The 17,228-nt window shown below is 72.7% G+C and carries 15 protein-coding genes; 6 read left to right on the top strand and 9 right to left on the bottom strand.

Translation table 11 applies throughout. The features are described from left to right. Positions 1-9: 9 nt before the first annotated feature. On the bottom strand, positions 10-993 hold the full coding sequence (locus ACMA1D_RS17530) for an ROK family protein (RefSeq protein ID WP_414724922.1): 984 nt from the start codon (positions 991-993) through the stop codon (positions 10-12). Positions 994-1,208: 215 nt separating this feature from the next. Between ACMA1D_RS17530 and ACMA1D_RS17525 the strand changes: the two genes are divergently transcribed. The 3 genes from ACMA1D_RS17525 to ACMA1D_RS17515 all read left to right on the top strand — a co-directional run bounded on the left by ACMA1D_RS17525 (position 1,209) and on the right by ACMA1D_RS17515 (position 5,699). Further along, positions 1,209-2,282, top strand: a complete 1,074-nt coding sequence (locus ACMA1D_RS17525) for a LacI family DNA-binding transcriptional regulator (protein ID WP_414724921.1) — start codon at positions 1,209-1,211, stop codon at positions 2,280-2,282. A gap of 68 nt (positions 2,283-2,350) precedes the next feature. After that, entirely contained in the window at positions 2,351-3,022 is a 672-nt protein-coding gene (locus ACMA1D_RS17520; RefSeq protein WP_414724920.1) for a hypothetical protein, read from the top strand. 862 nt (positions 3,023-3,884) lie between these two features. Then, complete coding sequence (locus ACMA1D_RS17515; protein ID WP_414724919.1) at positions 3,885-5,699, top strand: AMP-binding protein; 1,815 nt, start codon at positions 3,885-3,887, stop codon at positions 5,697-5,699. A gap of 154 nt (positions 5,700-5,853) precedes the next feature. Here the strand turns inward: ACMA1D_RS17515 and ACMA1D_RS17510 are convergent, their stop codons facing one another. The 5 genes from ACMA1D_RS17510 to ACMA1D_RS17490 form a co-directional block, all read right to left on the bottom strand. Beyond that, positions 5,854-7,311, bottom strand: a complete 1,458-nt coding sequence (locus ACMA1D_RS17510; protein WP_414724918.1) for an AAA family ATPase — start codon at positions 7,309-7,311, stop codon at positions 5,854-5,856. 458 nt (positions 7,312-7,769) lie between these two features. Beyond that, entirely contained in the window at positions 7,770-8,732 is a 963-nt protein-coding gene (locus ACMA1D_RS17505) for an electron transfer flavoprotein subunit alpha/FixB family protein (protein ID WP_414724917.1), read from the bottom strand. Positions 8,733-8,865: 133 nt separating this feature from the next. Next, positions 8,866-9,651 (bottom strand): electron transfer flavoprotein subunit beta/FixA family protein, encoded by a 786-nt coding sequence (locus tag ACMA1D_RS17500; RefSeq protein ID WP_414724916.1) that lies wholly within the window; start codon positions 9,649-9,651, stop codon positions 8,866-8,868. Positions 9,652-9,841: 190 nt separating this feature from the next. Then, positions 9,842-10,348 (bottom strand): flavin reductase family protein, encoded by a 507-nt coding sequence (locus tag ACMA1D_RS17495; RefSeq protein ID WP_414724915.1) that lies wholly within the window; start codon positions 10,346-10,348, stop codon positions 9,842-9,844. Between the two features lie 245 nt (positions 10,349-10,593). Then, positions 10,594-10,908 carry a TlpA family protein disulfide reductase gene (locus ACMA1D_RS17490; RefSeq protein ID WP_414724914.1) on the bottom strand — a complete coding sequence of 105 codons (315 nt, stop codon included), beginning with the start codon at positions 10,906-10,908 and terminating at the stop codon, positions 10,594-10,596. A gap of 224 nt (positions 10,909-11,132) precedes the next feature. Here ACMA1D_RS17490 and ACMA1D_RS17485 point away from each other — a divergent pair, with 224 nt between their 5' ends. After that, a complete protein-coding gene (locus ACMA1D_RS17485) occupies positions 11,133-11,855 on the top strand; it encodes a lysophospholipid acyltransferase family protein (protein WP_414724913.1) in 723 nt (240 codons plus the stop codon). A gap of 371 nt (positions 11,856-12,226) precedes the next feature. Here the strand turns inward: ACMA1D_RS17485 and ACMA1D_RS17480 are convergent, their stop codons facing one another. From ACMA1D_RS17480 to ACMA1D_RS17470, 3 genes are read right to left on the bottom strand one after another with little or no spacing between them, the layout of a single operon-like run. Next, complete coding sequence (locus ACMA1D_RS17480; protein ID WP_414724912.1) at positions 12,227-13,315, bottom strand: threonine aldolase family protein; 1,089 nt, start codon at positions 13,313-13,315, stop codon at positions 12,227-12,229. Continuing rightward, entirely contained in the window at positions 13,294-14,073 is a 780-nt protein-coding gene (locus ACMA1D_RS17475; RefSeq protein ID WP_414724951.1) for an SDR family NAD(P)-dependent oxidoreductase, read from the bottom strand. Before ACMA1D_RS17475 ends, ACMA1D_RS17480 begins: the two co-directional genes overlap by 22 nt. 35 nt (positions 14,074-14,108) lie before the next feature. After that, positions 14,109-15,506 carry a DUF6421 family protein gene (locus ACMA1D_RS17470; RefSeq protein WP_414724911.1) on the bottom strand — a complete coding sequence of 466 codons (1,398 nt, stop codon included), beginning with the start codon at positions 15,504-15,506 and terminating at the stop codon, positions 14,109-14,111. A gap of 360 nt (positions 15,507-15,866) precedes the next feature. On the opposite strand from ACMA1D_RS17470, the gene ACMA1D_RS17465 reads away from it, so the two are divergent. Together ACMA1D_RS17465 and ACMA1D_RS17460 are read left to right on the top strand one after the other, a co-directional pair. Continuing rightward, complete coding sequence (locus ACMA1D_RS17465; protein ID WP_414724910.1) at positions 15,867-16,550, top strand: glycerophosphodiester phosphodiesterase; 684 nt, start codon at positions 15,867-15,869, stop codon at positions 16,548-16,550. Positions 16,551-16,807: 257 nt separating this feature from the next. Continuing rightward, positions 16,808-17,200 carry a VOC family protein gene (locus tag ACMA1D_RS17460; protein ID WP_414724909.1) on the top strand — a complete coding sequence of 131 codons (393 nt, stop codon included), beginning with the start codon at positions 16,808-16,810 and terminating at the stop codon, positions 17,198-17,200. Positions 17,201-17,228 lie beyond the last annotated feature (28 nt).

Below are 17,228 nucleotides of genomic sequence, written 5' to 3'. Positions count from 1 at the left end.
GCGCGGACCCTACCGCCCCACGGGCTGTCCGGAGCGGGCGCCTTGCACGGCACCGAATCCGGCCAGACCGCCGGCGCGGGCCGCGGCGGCTGCCGCGCCGATGAGCCCGGCGTCGGTGCCGGTGCGGGCGGGTACGACGGTCAGGTCGCGGACGAAGGAGAGCCGCGCGTAGTCGCGCAGGGTGCGACGCAACGGGGCGAACAGCACCTCGCCGGCGCCCGCGACTCCGCCGCCGATCACCACGCGTTCGACCTCGATGAGGGAGGCGGTGGCGGCGATTCCGGCGGCCAGGGCCTGGGCGGCGCGTTCGTAGGAGGCGCGGGCGACCCGGTCGCCGGCGCGGGCCGCGGCGGCCACCGCTGCGGCGTCGGCGCCGGCGGGCCCCGCGCGCCAGCCGCCCGCGACGGCACGGAGCGCGATGTTGGGCCCGCTGGCGATGCGTTCGACGCAGCCGCGGCTGCCGCAGGGGCAGGCGTCGCCGTCGAGTTCCACACTGATGTGGCCGATGTGCCCGGCGTTGCCCGTCGGGCCCGGGTAGGGCAGCCCGTTGATGATGAGACCACCACCCACGCCGGTGGAGACCACCATGCACAGGGCGTTGGTGCAGCCGCGTGCGGCGCCCTGCCAGTGCTCGGCCGCGGCCATGGCGACGCCGTCGCCTACGAGCGTGACCGGCAGTCCGCCCACCGCCCTGCGCACCTGACTGACCAGCGGATACCGGCGCCAACCAGGGATGTTGACGGGGCTTACGGTGCCGACTGATGCGTCCACCGGGCCCGCACTGCCGATGCCGAGGGCCACCACCCGCTCCCACTGGACGGTGGCGGTCAACTCTTCGAGTACGGCGAAGACCGCGGCCATCACGGTGGGCCCGACTGCACGTGCCGGGGTGGCGCGGCGTGCCCGTACGGTCAGCGCACCGTTCCCGTCCACCAGTGCGCCCGCGATTTTGGTCCCTCCGATGTCCAGCGCGGCGACGAGCTCTTCTGACATGGGACGGTCTCCTGACAGGCGATAGGGGCTGGTTGGCGTACCCGGAACGGTCCTGTGGGATGGGCGGGAGCCGAATGTACGCGGCCCGGCGCGGCGGCACCGGTGGGGGCACCCCGGTTCCGGTCATAGTCTCCGCCGAAATTGACAACGTTGTCTAGAGGCTATGCTCAACTCGACGCCGCCATCCGACCATCCAGCGACAGGACGAGCGCACCGTGACTGACCCGGCCCGGGGCACCACACAACGCAACGGCACCCCATCGCCTCGCTACGGCAACAGGCCCACCATGAAGGACGTCGCGGCCCGCGCCGGGGTCGGCCTGAAGACGGTCTCCCGCGTGGTGAACAGCGAGCCGGGGGTAACTCCCGACACCGAACGCCGCGTTCAGGAAGCGATCACGGCGCTCGGCTTCCGCCGCAACGACAGCGCCCGCATCCTGCGCAAGGGCCGCACCGCGAGCATCGGCCTGGTCCTTGAGGACCTGGCCGACCCCTTCTACGGGCCGCTCAGCCGCGCCGTGGAAGAGGTCGCCCGGGACCACGGCGCGCTCCTCATCAATGGTTCGAGCGCCGAAGACCCGGTACGGGAACAGGAATTGGTGCTCGCCCTGTGTGCCCGGCGGGTGGACGGCCTGGTCGTGATCCCGGCCGGCGACGACCACCGCTACCTGGAGCCGGAGATCTCCGCCGGGGTGGCCACCGTCTTCGTCGACCGGCCCGCCGGACGGATCGATTCCGATGCGGTGCTCTCCGACAGCTTCGGCGGCGCCCGGGACGCGGTGGCCCACCTGATCGCGCACGGGCACCGCCGCATCGGCTTCATCGGCGACCAGCCCCGCATCCACACCGCCGTCGAGCGGCTGCGCGGCTACCGGGCGGCCATGGCCGAGGCCCAACTGCCCATCGACGAGGCGTGGATGTCGCTGGGCGCGACCGACCCCAGCCGGGTCGCCGATGCGGCCGAGGCCATGCTCTCCGGCCCCGAGCCGGTGACGGCCCTGTTCGCCGGGAACAACCGGGTCACGGTCACCGCCGTCCGCGTCCTCGCCGCCCGCCCGGGACAGGCTGCGCTCGTCGGCTTCGACGACTTCGAGCTGGCGGACCTGCTCTCCCCCGGCGTCACCGTGGTCGCCCAAGACGCGGCCCAACTCGGCCGCACCGCCGCCCACCTGCTCTTCCGTCGACTCGAAGGCGCCGGCGACGGCACCCAACAAGTCGTCCTGCCCACCCGGCTGATCGCTCGTGGCTCGGGCGAGATCCGGCCGGCGCACCGCCACCGGGTGTCCTGACCGCGGCCGGTCGCCGGCCCACCGCCCCGCGCGGCCCGGCCTGCGGACCAGCCGACTAGGGTGCCCCCATGTCTGCCAAGCCCCTCACACCCGCCACCACCCCGGACCGGACGCCGGCCGTCACCGCCGACGACCTCGACCAGGCCGTACGACTCGCGCTCGACACGCTCCGCGCAGCAACAGCGACGGCGACCGACTGGGAGCGCAACGCCGGCTCCCTGGAGTGGACCTGCTGGGAGACCGTCGAGCACCTCAGCGACGACCTCTTCGCCTACGCCGTCCAACTCGGCCCCCGACAGCCGCCGCTGACCGGCGAGGTGCCCTACTCCTACGCGAGCCGCAGGCCCGGTGGGCCGGCCAACGCCGTCCACGCCGACCCCGCGGCCGGGCCCGTAGGACTGTTGCAGGTGCTGGAGGCGAGCGGCGCGCTGCTGGTCGCGATGGTTCGGACCAGGCCCGCGGAGGTCCGCGCGTACCACGTGTTCGGGGTCGCCGATCCGGCCGGTTTCGCCGCGATGGGCCTGGTGGAGACGCTCGTCCACACCCATGACGTGGCCGTCGGGCTCGGGCTCGACTGGTCGCCGCCCGCCGCGCTGTGCGCCCGGGCGCTGGCCCGCCTCTTCCCTGAGGTCCCGACGGACACGGACCCCTGGCAGACCCTGCTGTGGGCGACCGGCCGCGCGGAGTTGGCCGGCCGGCCGCGCCGTACGACGTGGCGGTGGTCGGGCGCGCCACAGTGAGGCGCCACCCGCCGCCGGGGCGGGGCCCGTTCACCGGTTGATGCCGGGGCGCGGTGTCCTCTGGGCGCCGGGGGCCGTCGGTGGGGCGCGCGCCGGTGGTGAGTGGCGTGCTCGGGGGGGGGCGGGTGAAGCCGATGAGCGGGCCGAGCCGGTGAGCGGGCGCGCGCCGCTCTCCCCGCTCCCAAGCCCCAGCCCGGCTGCGCCCCCAAGCCCGTCGTCCTCCGGCGGCACCCGGCCGCCCTGGGGACACGTGCCGTCGGTGACGTACGAGCCGTACGCGTCAACTACCGGCGCCGGTACGGCAACCCGCGTCGACGGACCGTCGGGCCCGGTTGCTCACCGGCCGTGCGGCGTCCGCCCGCATCCGCCCCGTCCCCTCGTGCGCCGGGCGGATGCGCCCGGCGCTTGCCCGACCGGGCCCGAGCCCGGCCCGTGCCGCCCACGGCTGTCCGGTGCCGCCCGTGCCCGCCCCCGCGTGGGGCCGCGCCCGGGGCCCAGCGTTCGATGCCCCGCCGGTGGCCCGGGGCCTTCGCGTCGTGGGGGCGCGCCGCCGCGGCCCGGCGGCCGGCTGGCCTGCGGTGGTCGGCCCGATGACCCGGCCGATCACCCTGCCATTCCGCTTCGCGGTACGGCTCGTGGCCGCTGCAACAAATCCGTCATACGGCGGTGCAGGACGCCGGCCTGGCGAATTCCCCTTTTCGGCCAGACTCCGACCATCGACTAGGTCGGATACCGATCGGGCTTGACTGGGCGAGAGAGCGGATGACACCGTGCTCCCTGACATCTTCCGGTATGCACTATCTCCTCGGCACTTCCCCAGCACGGACCAGGCTCCAGGCAGTCATTGCCCTGAGGAGGGTGTGTGGCTTCGCTCCAGCTTCTCCATCCGTGTCTGCACCAGCAATTCGAGGCGGTAGCGGGTCGCTATCCGCAGCGCATTGCGGTGACGTCGGCGCAGCAAAGCCTCTCGTATGCGGAACTCAATGCAAAGGCCGATCTCCTGGCCGAGGTGCTGCGGGCTCACGGGGTGCGCCCGGACACCCGGGTGGCGTTGTACGTGCCGCGTGGCATCGGTGCCGTCGTCGGCATGGTGGGCATCCTCAAGGCCGGTGGCGCGTACGTGCCCGTCGATCCGGGGCATCCGCCGCGCCGGGTGCGGTGGATGATTCGGGACAGCGCATGCCTCGCGGTGGTCACGGTGGGCGAGTTCAGTGGTCCGCTTTCGCGTATCGCGCCGGCGGTCGTCGACCTCAATCCGCTGTTGGCCGGCATGGCCACGGACCCGGCCACCGGCGCGGGCGGAGAAACAGAAACGGCCGCCGAAAATTCTACGGATTTCCGACCGGAAAGCCCCACGGAATTCCCGCCGGGAAGCCTTCCGCTCGATGTGTGGGGCAACGCGTGGCCGGACCACCGCGCCCAGTGGTCACTGCCACCAACACGCCGTCAACGGCCGACGGCGCGCAGCGTTGACACGCACTTGGCCTATGCCATTTACACGTCGGGCACGACCGGGCGGCCACAGGGCGTCGCTGTGGAACACCGTTCGGTGGTGCATCTATTCCGGCGCGCCCAGCCCTGGTTCGGATTTACGCAGGACGACGTATGGGCGCAGTTCCATTCGGCCGGCTTCGACTTCTCCGTATGGGAGATATGGGGGGCGCTGTTGCACGGCGGGCGGCTGGTCGTCGTGCCGTTCGACGTCGCCCGCTCCCCCGCCGCCCTGCATGCGCTGCTGCGTGCGCAGCGGGTGACGGTGCTCGGTCAGACGCCGGGTGCCTTCCGCCGGCTGGCCGCCGCCGATGCCGAGGCGTCGGAGCCGCTGTCCGCGCTGCGGCTGGTCGTCATCGGCGGCGACGTGCTGCACCCGCGGACGCTCCGGCCGTGGTGGGAGCGGTACGGTGACCAGCGCCCGCGGCTGGTCAACATGTACGGGGTCACGGAGGCCACCGTGCACGCCTCCTACCGGCCGCTGTTCCGCACCGACCTGGCCGCGACCGGGCCGGTCGCGAGCCCCATCGGCACCCCGCTGCCCGGGCTCGCCTTCCATCTGCGCGACGCCGACGGCGAGCCGGTGTCCGCCGGTACGCCCGGTGAACTGCACATCGAGGGGCCGGCGTTGGCCCGCGGCTATCTGGGGTGCCCCGATCTGACGCAGGCCCGCTTCCGGGTGGAGCCCGGCCCGTGGGGCGTGCGCCGGCTGTACCGCACCGGCGATCTGGCGATCGAGTGCGGCGACGGCCAGTACGGCTACCTCGGCCGCACCGACGAACAGATCAAGGTCGGCGGGGTCCGGGTGGAGCCGGGCGAGGTGGAGTCCTTGCTGGTCGGGCATCCGGCGGTGGAACAGGCCGTGGTGCTGCCGCGCGAGCGGGAGGACGGCGACGCGCTGCTGATCGCGTACGTGGCGGTGGCCGCCCCGTACGACGAGGGGGTCGCCCGGCGGCTGCCTGGGGAACTCGCCGCGCTGGCCGCCGCTGAGCTGCCGGCGGCGCTGCGCCCGGCCCGTTACGTGCCGCTGGCCGCGCTGCCGCTCACCGCACGCGGGAAGGTCGACCGGGCCGAGCTCGCGGCCCGGGCCGATCCGGTGCCCGGCGCCGACGGCGGCCCGCTGGCCGACGTGCGTCCGCTACCGCGGGCCGACCGTGCGCGCCGGCCGGGCACCGGATCGGGCTGACCGGGGCGAAGGCCCGGGCGTCGCACGGCACCGGGCCGGCCGGCCGACGATCCGCCCGGCCGCCCTCCCGCTCACCTCTCCGCGCGTCCCTCCGCCGGCCCGACCGGCGGCCTCGTTCCGGCGCGACCGTGCCGGCCCGCCCGGGCCCGCGGCGTCAGTCGTCGTCCCCGTCGCCGTCGGCCCCGGTCTCGTAGCCGTCATCGTCGTCGTCATCGTCGGCCAGAGCCGCGTCCGGGTCCGGGACGCCGAGCAGGCGCCTGGTCAGGGCGTCCTGGTCGGAGAGGAGTTCGTCCAGCGCGCCGTCCAGGTCGGCGGCCGTCACGTGACCGGAGGAGCGCTCCGCGGCGAACAGCGTGGCCCTGCGCATCAGTTCCTTGGCGAACGAGGCCGTGGTGCCCTCGCTGCGTGCCACCGCGTCGACCAGCGCTTCCTCGGGCAGTCCGAGCCCCGCGCCGTACAGGTCGAGCAGCCGGCGCCGCCCCGTCGCGTCCGGCAGCGGGATCTCCACCGCCATGTCCACCCGGCCGGGGCGCTGGGCCAGGGCGGGCTCCAGGATGTCGGCCCGGTTGGTGGTCAGCAGGAAGGCTACGTCGGCGTCGTCGCCGAGCCCGTCCATCTCGTTGAGCACCTGGAAGAGCAGCGGCTGTTCGCCGTCGGTGAAGTCCCGGGACTCGGCGATCAGGTCGCAGTCCTCCAGGACGACCAGCGCGGGTTGCAGATGGCGGGCGAGCGAGCAGGCCGCGCCGACCCGCTGGATGCTCATCCCGGAGAGCACCACCACCGTGAACTCGGGCAACTGCGAGAGCAGGTAGCGCACGCTGTGCGTCTTGCCGGTGCCGGGCGGGCCGTACAGCAGCAGTCCGCGGCGCAGGTGTTGCCCGTGGGCGCGCAGGCGTTCGCGCTGTCTGGCCACGCCCACGATCTGCCGCTCCACGCGCTCCAACAGACCGGGCGGCAGCACGATGTCGTCGGCGCCCAGGTCGGGCCTGGCATGGAAGCGGAACGGGCCGATCCCGTCTTCGAACTCGCTGCCCTGGAAGGAGAGCACCTTGCCGCGGAACACGTTGTGCTCGTGGATCAGCCGGTCCACGCCGGCCAGCAGGCGTTTGGCCTCCTCGCGGCTACCGGCGAGCACCTCGACCTCCACGCGCTGGCGCCCGTACTCCTCGCTCGGGCCGCGCAGCAGCAGCACGGAGCGGTCGTCGCCGTCGGCGCCGAGGTAGAGGCCGAAGTCGACGCAGGCGAGCTCCTCGTCGGGTGAGACGGGCAGGTACGCGTAGTCGACGGCGCCCACCGCGTACCTGCCGTGGCGCTGGGCGCCTTCGACGAGTTCGGCGAGCGAGTCGTCCCGGTAGCGCTCGGACAGGACACCGACGAGCTCGTGGGTGCGGCCCTCGCTGCTGAACCAGCGCTCGACGGCGAGGTGCACGTTGGCGTGGTCGTACGCCGGGTAGGTGGCCTTGACGATGGGCAACTCCTGGGCCGGCCGGCCGAGATGGTCGTGCATCCGGCGCTCAAGGGAGCGGCTCGGGTCGACGGGCTCGTGGTAGACGACCTGGTCGAGGAAGTCTCGGAAAAGCCTGCCGAAGGCGGCGACTTCGGTGGTGTCCATGGCTGGTGGGCCCCCTCTACGACGCCCGTGGTCACCCCGGCGGGGCCGGGCGGGCGGCGTGCGACTCGTTCCGCGACACCCGGGCGGGTGCCGGTCCTTGCGCATCGTACGGGTGTGCCCCGCGGGCCGCCCGCTGCTTTTCCGTTGACCGCGGGGCCGGTGGGGTCGGGGGCAGGCCCGGTGGGCTTCGCGAGGGTACGGCGGGGGCGCGAGCGGGGCACGGGCAGGGTTGCGGCGCCTGCTGGTGGCTGCGGCGGTGTGGCGCGTGGCGGCCCGCCCGGGGCGCACCGCGCGGGGCGGTGGTGGGTTACCCGGCAGGCCCCCGCCGGGTACGCGGCAGGCCCCGCGCGGGGTGCGCGGGGCCTGCCGTGGTGGATCGGGTGCCGGGCCGCGCGGGGCGGCCGGGCGGGTGGCGCCGGTCAGCTCGTACGGGCCGTGCGCCCGCCGTGCCGTGGCGATCAGCCCTTGCGGGACTTGACCTCGTCGGTGAGCTGCGGGACGACCTCGAACAGGTCGCCGACCACGCCGTAGTCGACGAGTTCGAAGATCGGGGCCTCGGCGTCCTTGTTGATGGCCACGATGGTCTTCGAGGTCTGCATGCCGGCGCGGTGCTGGATGGCGCCGGAGATGCCGGCGGCGATGTAGAGCTGCGGCGAGACCGACTTGCCGGTCTGACCGACCTGGTTGGTGTGCGGGTACCAGCCGGCGTCCACCGCGGCGCGCGAGGCGCCGACGGCCGCGCCGAGCGAGTCGGCGAGGTCCTCGATGAGCGGGAAGTTCTCGGCACCGTTGACGCCACGGCCGCCGGAAACCACGATCGCGGCCTCGGTCAGCTCCGGGCGGCCGGTCGACTCGCGCGGGGTGCGGCCGACGACCCGGGTGCCCTTGGACGCCTCGGAGACGGTGACCGCGAGCTGCTCCACGGCGCCGGCGGCCGGCGCCGCCTCCACGGCGGCCGAGTTCGGCTTGACCGTGATGACCGGGGTGCCCTTGGTGACGCGGGACTTGGTGGTGAAGGCCGCGGCGAACACCGACTGGGTGGCGACCGGGCCCTCGTCGCCGGCCTCCAGGTCGACGGCGTCGGTGATGATGCCGGATTCGATGCGCACGGCGAGCCGCGCGGCGATCTCCTTGCCCTCGGCGGACGAGGGCACGAGCACGGCGACCGGCGAGACGGCGTCGTACGCGGCCTGGAGCGCGTCCACCTTCGGGGCGACCAGGTAGTCGGCGAACTCCGGGGCGTCGGCGGCGAGCACCTTGACCGCGCCGTGCTCGGCCAGGACCGGGGCGGCGGTGTCGACACCCGCGCCCAGGTGCACGGCGACCGGCTCGCCGATGCGGCGGGCCAGCGTCAGCAGTTCGAGGGTGGGCTTGCGGACGGCGCCGTCCACGTGGTCGACGTAGACGAGTACTTCAGCCATGGATCTGCTCTCCTGCGAAGAAGGTGCGAAGACGGTGGAGGTGGCGCGGTGCGCGCCCGGCCGGCGGCGCCGCGGCGGGCGCTGCCCGTGGCCTGACGGGCCGGTGCGGGCGGCGCCGGCGGCGCGGCACCGGCTAGATGAACTTCTGGCCCGCGAGGAACTCGGCGAGCTGCTTGCCGCCCTCGCCCTCGTCCTTGACGATGGTGCCCGCGGTGCGCGCGGGGCGCTCGGCGACGGTCTCGACCGCGGTCCAGGCGCCTTCCAGGCCCACCGCGTCGGCGTCAAGCTCCAGGTCTTCCAGGTCCCAGGAGACGACCTGCTTCTTCTTGGCCGCCATGATGCCCTTGAACGAGGGGTAGCGCGCCTCGCCGGACTGGTCGGTGACCGAGACGATCGCCGGCAGCGTCGCCTCCAGCTCCTCGCTGGCGGTGTCGCCGTCACGGCGGCCGGTCACCTTGCCGTCGGCCACGGCGACCTCGGACAGCAGGGTCACCTGGGGCACCTCAAGGCGCTCGGCGAGCAGCGCGGGCAGCACGCCCATGGTGCCGTCGGTGGAGGCCATGCCGCACACCACCAGGTCGAAGCCGATCTTGTCGAGGGCCTTGGCGAGCACGAGCGAGGTGCCCAGCGCGTCGGTGCCGTGCAGGTCGTCGTCCTCCACGTGCACGGCCTTGTCCGCGCCCATCGACAGCGCCTTGCGCAGTGCGTCCTTGGCGTCCTCAGGGCCGACGGTCAGGACGCAGATCTCCGCGTCGTCCGCGTTCTCGGAGATCTGGAGCGCCTGCTCGACCGCGTACTCGTCCAGCTCGGACAGCAGACCGTCCACCGCTTCGCGGTCGGTGGTCAGGTCCTCGGCGAAGTGCCGGTCGCCGGTGGCGTCGGGCACGTACTTCACACAGACAACGATCCTCAAGCTCACGCCGGCTCTCCTACTGCATCGTCTCTTCGCAAACTGCCGTGTGTGGGCAGCATAGGCGCCTTCAGGGGCAGACCCCGATCGGGGCGGCTCGCACCCTCGACCAAAATATTACTCGTCAGTACAGCTACGGTTTTCCCCGTCCGCAAGGCCGTTGAACTGTGACCTTGCCAACGGCGCGGGGCGGGATTCCTCAGTCCCGCAGAGCGTTGAAGCGCCCCTGGTGGTAGAGGAGCGGTCGACCGGCGCCCGTCGGGTCGCCGGCGTGCACCCGGGCGATCACCACCCGGTGGTCGCCGGCGGGTATCCGGGCCTCCACCTCGCACACCGCCCAGGCCAGTACGCCGTCGAGCAGCGGCACGCCCTCGGGGCCGGTGCGCCAGCGGGTGGGCGGGGCGAACCGGTCGGCGCCGCTGCGCGCGAAGGTGGCCGCGAGCTCCCGCTGATGCTCGCCCAGCAGGTGCACGCCGAGCCAGCGGGCGGTGGCGAGCACGGGCCAACTCGACGAGGTGGTGCCCACCCCGAAGGAGAGCAGCGGCGGCTCTGCCGAGACCGAGGTCAGCGAGGTGGCGGTGAAGCCCACCGGTCGCTGCCCGCGGGCGGTGACCACGGCGACGGTGGACGCCTGCCGGCGGAAGAGGGAGCGCAGGACGTCGGCGCCGGCGAGCTGGGGCGCCTGGAGGTCGGACGAGGCCGTCATGGACTGTTCCTTCTGCGGGGAGTGCTGCCGTCCCCCCGTGCCCGCACTCCCACACCGGGCCGACCGGGGTCTACCGTCATCGCCGTCGCCGCTCAGGGAGCCGGACAGCGCGCGCTCGCGTGGCGGAGGAGGTCCACGTGGACCCGCCCGTAGAGAAGGAAACCTGGTCGCATCACGTCAGAGTGACCACGCGTGCACACCGCGGTCAAGACCGTCAGGCCGGGTGGGAGATCCATCACGGTCCGTCACAGGGCCCGGCCCACGGCGGCGATGACGTCGACGGTACGCGGCTGCCCCTCGGCCGCCGAGACCACCCGGCCGTCCGCGTCGAGCACCAGCACCGTCGGGGTGCGCCGGATGTCCAGGCGACGCACCAGCGCCAGCCTTTCCTCCGCGTCGATCTCGACGTGGCGCACGCCGTCGACCATGGCGGCGACCTTGTCCAGGACCCGTCGGGTGGCCCGGCAGGGCTGGCAGAACGCGCTGGAGAACTGGACCAGCGTGGCCCGCTCGCCGAGTTGGCCGGGCTCCAGGTCGGCGGCCGTCAGTCGGTGCGTCATACATCAAGCATGCGACATGCCGTACGGGGCAAACCTCCAGGGAGCCCGGGGGGACCGCTGGGCGGCGACTTTGGTTGCCTTCCGTGACGAGGATCTCCCTCCGGAGCGCCCCGAAGGCTGGCCGCGGCGCCCGACATCAGGCACGATCAGCGGAAAGCCCGTAGCTACGGCAGCGTAACTTCCATCGGGAGAACCTCCCAAGGAATGGCAGAAGGGTCCCCTTGATGGCAGAGCTCGTCTACCCACCGGTGATCGGCGTCGCCCGTTCCATGTTCAAGGCGCTGGATCTGCGCTTCGACATCCAGGGCACGGAGAACATTCCGCGGCGCGGCGGTGCGGTCCTGGTGAGCAACCACATCGGGTACCTCGACTTCGTCTTCGCCGGGCTGACCGCCCGCCCGGCCAAGCGGCTGGTGCGCTTCATGGCCAAGGAGTCGGTCTTCCGGCACAAGGTCTCCGGGCCCTTGATGCGGGCGATGAAGCACATCCCGGTCGACCGCAAGCAGGGCATCGACGCGTACCGGCACGCGGTGAAGTCGCTGCGCTCCGGCGAGATCATCGGCGTCTTCCCCGAGGCCACGATCTCCGAGTCCTTCACGCTCAAGAACTTCAAGTCGGGGGCGGCGCGGATGGCGCAGGAGGCCAATGTGCCGCTGCTGCCGATGGCGCTGTGGGGCACCCAACGCCTGTGGACCAAGGGCCACAAGCGGGACATGGGGCGCAACCACTTCCCGATCACCATCCGGGTCGGCGAGCCGCTGGAGACCCAGCCGGGCGAGTCGGCCGACTCGCTCACCGAGCGGCTGCGGACCCGGGTGCAGGAGCTCCTCGAAGCGGCGCAGCGCGCCTATCCGGTGCGCCCGAAGGACGCGGACGACACCTGGTGGGTCCCCGCCCACCTCGGCGGCACCGCGCCCCCGGCGCCGGTCAGGGCCGCGGGGCACTGACCGGTCGCACGACGCGCTGGGTCCGGCCTGGCCGGCCGGTCCGGCATTTCCAACGGTTGGGCCTCCCGCGTACCGGCCTCCCGCCCCGGCCAGGCGGCGTACGGCGTAGGGGCAGCCGCGCCCAGCACATGGGTGGACGTTCGACGTACCGGCAGTCCCGTGCCGTACGGGCAGCCGCTCGACGTACCGGCAGCCGCGTGACGTACGAGCAGTCGCTCAGCGTACGAGCAGTCGCACGAGGTGCCGGCATGCGACGGCCGACCGGAGGCGAGGCGTCCGGTCGGCCGGTGCGGAGGCGAGTGGTGCGCTGCGCCAACAAGGCTCCCTGTGCCAGCGGTGGCCGGCGTATCAGGTCGGTGTGAGCCGTCGGGTCAGCGGCCCAGTTCCTCCTTGAGCGCGGCGACGAAGCCGTCCACGTCCTCCTCGGTGGTGTCGAAGGAGCACATCCAGCGCACCTCGCCGGCGGACTCGTCCCAGAAGTAGAAGCGGTGGCGCTTCTGGAGGCGTTCGCTGACGTCGTTGGGCAGCCGGGCGAAGACCGCGTTGGCCTGCACCGGATAGCAGATCTCCACGCCGTCCACGGTGCGCACCGCGTCCGCCAGCCGTTGGGCCATGGAGTTGGCGTGCCGGGCCTGGCGCAGCCAGAGGTCCTTGGCCAGCAGCGCCTCCAACTGCACGGAGACGAACCGCATCTTCGAGGCGAGCTGCATCGACAGCTTGCGCAGGTGCTTCATCGCCCGGACCGCGTCCGGGTCGAGGACCACCACGGCCTCGCCGAAGAGCATGCCGTTCTTGGTGCCGCCGTACGACAGCACGTCCACGCCCGCCGCGTAGGTGAACGCCCGCATCGGGACGTCGAGCGAGGCCGCGGCGTTGGCTATCCGCGCCCCGTCCAGGTGCACCTTCATGCCGCGCTCGTGGGCGTGGTCGCAGATGGCGCGGATCTCCTCGGGCGTGTACACGGTGCCGAGTTCGGTGCTCTGGGTGATCGAGACGACCTGCGGCATGGCCCGGTGCTCGTCCTCCCAGCCGTACGCCTCGCGGTCGATCAACTCGGGGGTGAGCTTGCCGTCCGGGGTGGGCACGGTGAGCAGTTTCAGGCCGCCCACCCGCTCCGGGGCGCCGCACTCGTCGACGTGGATGTGCGCCGAGTCGGCGGCGACCACCGCGCCCCAGCGGTCGGTCAGCGCCTGGAGCGCGACGACGTTGGCGCCGGTGCCGTTGAAGACCGGGTAGGTCACCGCCCGCGGGCCGAAGTGGCTGCGCATGACGTCCTGGAGGTGGGACGTGTAGTCGTCCTCGCCGTAGGAGACCTGGTGGCCCTCGTTGGCCAGGGCGAGGGCGGCCAGGATCTCCGGCGGGGCACCGGCGTAGTTGTCGCTGGCGAACCCCCGTACCTGTGGGTCGTGGCGGCGGCGGGCGTCGGTCGTACGGGGCGTTACGGCTTCGCGGTCAGCCACAGGCGGTTTCCGTTCACCTCTCGGGCGGGCTGCTCCCAGACCCCGGCGATGGCAGCCGCCAGGTCCTTGACGTCCGTGAAGCCCGCGAACTTCGCGTTGGGGCGCTCCGCCCGCATGGCGTCGTGCACCAGCGCCTTCACCACCAGGATGGCAGCCGCCGACGTCGGCCCCGCATCGCCCCCCGCCTTGCGGAACGCGTCGGCCAGTGCGAGGGTCCACGCCTCGGCGGCGGCCTTGGCGGCGGCGTAGGCGGCGTTGCCGGCCGTGGGCTTGGTCGCGCCGGCGGCGCTGACCAGCACGTACCGTCCGTTGGCGCTGCGCCGCAGGCCGTCGTGGAAGGCGAGCGAGGTGTGCTGCACGGTGCGGATGAGCAGGTCGTGCAGGAACGCCCAGTCGTCCAGGTCGGTCTCGGCGAAGCTCGCCGAGCCCCGCCAGCCGCCGACCAGGTGCACCAGGCCGTCGATGCGGCCGAACTCCTTCTCGGTGCGCGTCGCCCACTCGCGCGCGGCCAGCGGGTCGAGCAGGTCGACGGTGTCGCCGGTGACGGTGGCGCCGCCGTGTGCGTACCGGGCCGCGTCCACGGCCTCGGCCAGCCGGGCCGCGTCCGCGTCGGATGCGACGACGGTGGCGCCCGCCTCCGCGAGCCGCAGCAGGGTGGCGCGCCCTGCGGGGCCCGCGGCACCGGCCACCGCGATCACGGCGCCCTCCAGGACGCCTCCTGCCTGCGCCGCCGCACCGGCCAGCGTGTTGTCGGTCATGATCGTCGCCTCCTGGTCGGACTGCTGGGACGGGGTCACGCAGCGACCGCGTCCACGTGGTCGGCCGTGATGCCCTTGGCCGAGACGATCACGGTCTTCAGCTTCTTGGCGAGGGCTTCGTAGAACATGCTGAGCGGGAACTCGTCCGGGAGCACCTCGTCCACCAGCTTGCGCGGCGGCAGCGACAGGTCGAGGGCGTCGGGGCCCTTGGCCCATACGGAGCCGGGGTGCGGGGCCAGGTAGGAGGCCACCAGTTCGTACGCCTTGAACCAGTGCACCAGCTTGGGCCGGTCGATGCCGTCGCGGTAGAGCTTCTCGATCTCGCCGCAGAGCTGGTTGGTGACCTGCGGCGCGCGGCCCCAGTCGATGTGCAGGGTGTTGTCGGTCCAGCGTACGACGTCGTGCTGGTGGAGGTAGGCGAAGAGGAGCTGCCCGCCGAGGCCGTCGTAGTTGCGCACTCGGTCGCCGGTGACCGGGAAGCGGAACATCCGGTCGAAGATCACGGCGTACTGCACGTCGCGGGCCTGCGGCAGACCCTCGTCAGCCAGCTTCACGGCCTCCTTGAAGGCGGTGAGGTCGCAGCGCAACTCCTCCAGGCCGTACATCCAGAACGGCTGCCGCTGCTTGATCATGAACGGGTCGAACGGCAGGTCACCGTGGCTGTGCGTACGGTCGTGGATCATGTCCCACAGGACGAAGGCGTGCTGGCAGCGTTCCTGGTCGGCGAGGAGTTCGCGGGCCTCGGCCGGCAGCTCGATGCCGAGCGTGTCCACCGCGGCCGTGCTGACCCGGCGGAAGCGCGCCGCCTCCCGGTCGCAGAAGATGCCGCCCCAGCTGAACCGCTCGGGCGCCTCCCGTACGGCGATGGTCTCGGGGAAGAGCACGGCGGAGTTGGTGTCGTACCCGGCGGTGAAGTCCTCGAAGGTGATGCCGAGGAAGAGCGGGTTGTCGTAGCGGGTGCGCTCCAGCTCCGCCAGCCACTGGGGCCACACCATGCGCAGCACGACCGCCTCGAAGTTGCGGTTCGGGTTGCCGTTCTGCGTGTACATCGGGAAGACCACGAGGTGCTGGAGCCCGTCGGCGCGCTGCTGCGCCGGTTGGAAGGCCAGCAGCGAGTCCAGGAAGTCCGGGACGCCGTAGCCGGAGTCGGCCCAGCGACGCAGGTCGGCGACGAGGGCGCGGTGGTAGGCCGCGTTGTGCGGCAGCAGGGGGGCCAGCTCCTCGACGGCCGCGACGATCCGCTCGACCTGGTGCCGCAGGGCGTCGACGGTGGGCGCGCCGTCCGCCGTCAGGTCTACGGAGCCGTCCTTGGCCTGCCACGGCCGTACGGTCTCGACGGCGTCCTTCAGGCCGGGCCAGGCCGGGTGGTCCACCACACGCTCCGCGGACAGAACGTCACTGACCGCCGCTTCCGGCGCGAGAATTTTCGTCATGATCACTCCTCCACGGAAGAACCTCTCGTGCTGTCACCGTATCCATGGAGGGATCAGCTCCTCAAGTGGGCCTCCGGAAATCATCCTGCCCAACCCGGGTTTAGACCGCTGTTTTTCCTGTACTCACCGGGGTTGGGGGCGAGGAAAGTCCGTCCGGGCCTCCCGGCCCGGGGCTCGGCCGGGGCGAGCGCGCGGGTGGGACCGGCCCGGCGCGGGGCCGTCGCCCGACGGATTCACGCCGTACACCCTCCGTACTCGGGCGGGCGCTACGCTGACCGCCGCCACGAGCGGCCGACGTGAGCTCGCCCCGGCCGGGCCCGGGGGCGAACCGGGCCGCGCCCACCTCCAAGGGAGCCAGCGTTGACCTTCCGCACCACCGGACACCGCGGCGCGATGGGTGTCGAACCCGAGAACACCCTGCGCTCCTTCGTCCGCGCCGAGCAGGAGGGGTTCGACTTCATCGAGCTCGATCTGCACCTGAGCAAGGACGGTGCGCTCATCGTCATGCACGACGAGGACGTCGACCGCACCACCGACGGCTCCGGGGCCATCAGCGACCTCACCCTGGCCGAGCTGCGGGAGCTCGACGCGGGCCAGGGCGAGCGCGTGCCCGTCTTCGAAGAGGTGGTGGACGCGGTGGCGGCCCCGCTCCAGGCCGAGATCAAGGACGTGGCGGCGGCCAAGGTACTGGCCGACGTGCTGGACCGGCGCGGCCTGCTCGACCGCGTCGAGGTCATCTCCTTCCACGACGAGGCGATCGCCGAGGTGGCCGCCCTGCTGCCTCAGGTACGCACCGGCCTGGTGGCCAGCCGGTACGGGCTGGACGTGGTGGACCGCGCGCTCGCCGTCGGGGCCGCGATGCTGGTCCTCAACATCCGTCGGCTCACCGTGGAACTGGTCGACCGCGCCCACGCCGCCGGTCTCGACGTCTACGCCTGGACCGTGAACACCCCAGGTCACCTCGCCATCGCCCGGGGCATGGACCTGGACGGCGTGACCACGGACTTCCCGCAGATCAAGGACGCGGCCCGACAGACGGACTGACCTGCGGGATCGTTCCCGCCCGCCGGCTGCGGGCCCGCAGCCGCCGAGTGCTCACCGCGCACTCGCCGTGCACCGTGCGGGCCTGCGGCCGGGGCGGCCGGTCGCGGCGGCGCACACCGCCGCGTTCCGGCGCCGCGGCGCGTCGGGGCTGAAGGTGGCGGGGAAGCGAGGTGTGGCGGCTCCGGACACGCCATGCCGGCTGACCCGTTTCGCCCATTCGCCCACATTCGCGCGGTGCCCTGCGTAGGGTCACGGCCATGGTGCATGTGCTGAGCAGCCGCGTACTGTTGCGTCCCACCGACCCCGAACGTTCTCGTGCCTTCTACGGACGCACCCTCGGTCTTGAGATCGCCCGCGAATTCGGCACCGGACCCGAGCGCGGAACCGTCTACTTCCTGGGCGGCGGCTTCCTTGAGGTCTCCGGACGCTCGACCGCTCCCTCCTCCCCCGACCTCCAGCTCTGGCTCCAGGTCGCCGACGCCGCCGCCGCACACAAGGAGGTGTCCGAGCGCGGAGCGCAGGTGCTGCGGCCTCCCTTGCAGGAACCCTGGGGGTTGGTGGAGGCGTGGATCGCCGATCCCGACGGCGTCAAGATCGTTCTGGTGGAGGTGCCCGTCGACCATCCACTGCGCTACCGTCCCGGCCTCTGACCCGAGCCCCACCCCCGACCGCGCGCCG

This window comes from Streptomyces sp. 796.1 (genome assembly GCF_047525675.1).
GTDB lineage: Bacteria > Actinomycetota > Actinomycetes > Streptomycetales > Streptomycetaceae > Streptomyces.
This window is presented reverse-complemented; position numbering and strand designations above follow the sequence as displayed.

Coding starts and splice junctions, on each gene's coding strand:
- ACMA1D_RS17490 (WP_414724914.1), bottom strand. CDS start 10,908: ATGACGCACCGACTGACGGCCGCCGACCTGGAGCCCGGCCAACTCGGC.
- ACMA1D_RS17485 (WP_414724913.1), top strand. CDS start 11,133: ATGGCAGAGCTCGTCTACCCACCGGTGATCGGCGTCGCCCGTTCCATG.
- ACMA1D_RS17470 (WP_414724911.1), bottom strand. CDS start 15,506: ATGACGAAAATTCTCGCGCCGGAAGCGGCGGTCAGTGACGTTCTGTCC.
- ACMA1D_RS17530 (WP_414724922.1), bottom strand. CDS start 993: ATGTCAGAAGAGCTCGTCGCCGCGCTGGACATCGGAGGGACCAAAATC.
- ACMA1D_RS17510 (WP_414724918.1), bottom strand. CDS start 7,311: ATGGACACCACCGAAGTCGCCGCCTTCGGCAGGCTTTTCCGAGACTTC.
- ACMA1D_RS17495 (WP_414724915.1), bottom strand. CDS start 10,348: ATGACGGCCTCGTCCGACCTCCAGGCGCCCCAGCTCGCCGGCGCCGAC.
- ACMA1D_RS17475 (WP_414724951.1), bottom strand. CDS start 14,073: ATGACCGACAACACGCTGGCCGGTGCGGCGGCGCAGGCAGGAGGCGTC.
- ACMA1D_RS17520 (WP_414724920.1), top strand. CDS start 2,351: ATGTCTGCCAAGCCCCTCACACCCGCCACCACCCCGGACCGGACGCCG.
- ACMA1D_RS17505 (WP_414724917.1), bottom strand. CDS start 8,732: ATGGCTGAAGTACTCGTCTACGTCGACCACGTGGACGGCGCCGTCCGC.
- ACMA1D_RS17460 (WP_414724909.1), top strand. CDS start 16,808: ATGGTGCATGTGCTGAGCAGCCGCGTACTGTTGCGTCCCACCGACCCC.